The organism is Bacillus sp. REN3, assembly GCF_017912555.1.
In the GTDB taxonomy this organism is placed as follows: domain Bacteria; phylum Bacillota; class Bacilli; order Bacillales; family Cytobacillaceae; genus Mesobacillus.
This window is the reverse complement of record NZ_JAERSD010000050.1, coordinates 1-1967: the sequence shown is the minus strand read 5'-3', so window position 1 is coordinate 1967 and position 1967 is coordinate 1. Positions and strand designations below refer to the sequence as shown.

Sequence of the window (1967 nt, the reverse complement as noted above, 5' to 3'; positions counted from 1 at the left end):
TGCGGCAGCATTTTTACAAGCTCAGTGAAGAAATCATCCCTTAGAATTGATTTTTCATAGAACTTTTGACACTACCTAATTCATCTAAAAGTATAAATTCCTTCTTCAACTCTACTGCTGGTTTAGTTCGATAACAAAAATGCCACCCTTAATGGCAGCACGATTTGGAACTATTGTATCCTATATTCCAAGTATATTTCTTCACGATTGATGAAATAAGTATGTGTTATCTACTATATTTTTTCTTACCAATGTAAAGTAAGTGTGTGGAAATTCCAAGAATATTAGGGTCAGTCGCTTTTTCTTTTATTAAATCGATGATTTTTTTTACTTCTAGATCACCTTTATCTCTCCAATAATTCCAACTATCATTGCTTAGAATCGCTCCTGGATTAGAACCTATTAACTCCAAAGTTTCAAATCCTTGTGATTCCATAAAAGGATTGATGTCTGCAATATTAAAATAATATGCCCCTGTAAAACGTCCCTCATCTGCGTGGTTAAAACACCCTGTTAGAGAAAACTGATTAATGGTATCCATATTATCATTTGGCTTCCAATTCTCCGGACTTATCAGCGAAGTAAGTATGTGTCTAATTCTTGGCATAAAGGCTACGAAAACAAGGCCTCCCTTTTTTGTTACTCTATTTAACTCTCTAACCGCCTGGATACGTTCACTTTCTTTTTGTAAATGATACATAGGACCAAGCATTAATGACGCGTCGAATCGTTCATCTTTAATCATATTAAGCTCTCTGGCATCCGCTGCAAAAAACCCTTCAAATTAGCCTTCTAATTCCAGTTCTTTTGCTTTATCTTTTGCAATTCCAACTAATCGTGGGGTTAAATCCGTGAGTGTTACCTTATAACCTTCTTTAGCAAGTTCCATTGAATATTTACCTGGTCCGGCACCATTATCAAGGACGTAACCTGTTCGAGGCATATATTTTTTTATATAATGCCAATTTACTTGGAATTCAATTGGTTCACGCTCTAGTCTTCCCCACTCATCAAATTGATTGTAATAGTTAATGATCTTACTCATATTTTCACCTATATTCCACTTTTTACCTAATACATTCGGTACAAAGTGTTCAAATCCTTCTTAAACTAAACTGCCCCGTTTAGTGGTATAAGAAAAAAAAGCCGACTGATTTGACAGCTAATCAAACTTCAAACCCACTTATCTGTAAAATCATAAAGGCTCTATATTAAAAATAGTTACTTAAATGCTAAAAAAGGAGAAGTACACTTAATACTCTATTACAATCTCTCCTTCACCCTTTGGTACTTCGAATCCATTTAGGAAAGTAGTTAATATTTCCTCGGTTATTGGGAAGGCAGCATTTGCATCAAACCGGCTGCTTCTTATCTTAAGACGGTTACGCAAATCATTGTGATTCACTTTCAAATAAACAAGACGCCATTTACCTCCAGCAGCTTCAATTAGCTGCTTATATTCAACCCTTTCAGACTTTCTCCAAAAACTAGAGTCAACCACTACTTGGTCCTTATTAAGAATTAACTTTACTAGTTTATCACGCATTCTAATATGAGCTTTTTCCAAATACTCTCTATACTTTTCTATCGGATAATCAATTCCGTAGCGGCCATTAGTAGACCAGACTTCTTCATCTATAGAAAGACGAACAAAACCCGCCTTTTCTAACTTTTGAGAGAATGTGGTTTTTCCAGATCCGGCGATTCCACACATCATTACTACTAAAGGGGTAATGTCATCTCTCTCACGATAAAGGTAATCCAAAGCAGATTTCTCAACCATCTATAATCCCCCCTTTAATAATCTTATTTCTAAAATTTCTGCACTTTATTATAATATTCCTTCTTCAACTCCTGCCTCGTTAGTGTGGGTGTAATGATTCACAAACTTGGGTAGAGTAAGAAACTGATTTCAAAGAGGGAGCCTTCCTGGCTTCCTCTTTTACTTTCAGTCCCTCCTCATCAAA

At 35.6% G+C, this 1967-nt stretch carries 2 protein-coding genes and 1 pseudogene; all 3 read right to left on the bottom strand.

The genetic code is table 11. The features are described from left to right. Nucleotides 1–226: 226 nt before the first annotated feature. Nucleotides 227–760 (bottom strand): annotated as a pseudogene (locus tag JJQ88_RS20875) (class I SAM-dependent methyltransferase); the annotation flags it as partial. Between the two features lie 24 nt (nucleotides 761–784). Beyond that, nucleotides 785–1045 (bottom strand): class I SAM-dependent methyltransferase, encoded by a 261-nt coding sequence (locus JJQ88_RS21760; RefSeq protein WP_349237169.1) that lies wholly within the window; start codon nucleotides 1043–1045, stop codon nucleotides 785–787. Between the two features lie 207 nt (nucleotides 1046–1252). After that, nucleotides 1253–1783 (bottom strand): P-loop nucleotide/nucleoside kinase family protein, encoded by a 531-nt coding sequence (locus JJQ88_RS20870; RefSeq protein ID WP_210367968.1) that lies wholly within the window; start codon nucleotides 1781–1783, stop codon nucleotides 1253–1255. Nucleotides 1784–1967 lie beyond the last annotated feature (184 nt).

Excerpts from the sequence above, each read along its gene's own strand:
- JJQ88_RS20870 (WP_210367968.1), bottom strand. The coding sequence starts at position 1,783 with ATGGTTGAGAAATCTGCTTTGGATTACCTTTATCGTGAGAGAGATGAC.
- JJQ88_RS21760 (WP_349237169.1), bottom strand. The coding sequence starts at position 1,045 with ATGAGTAAGATCATTAACTATTACAATCAATTTGATGAGTGGGGAAGA.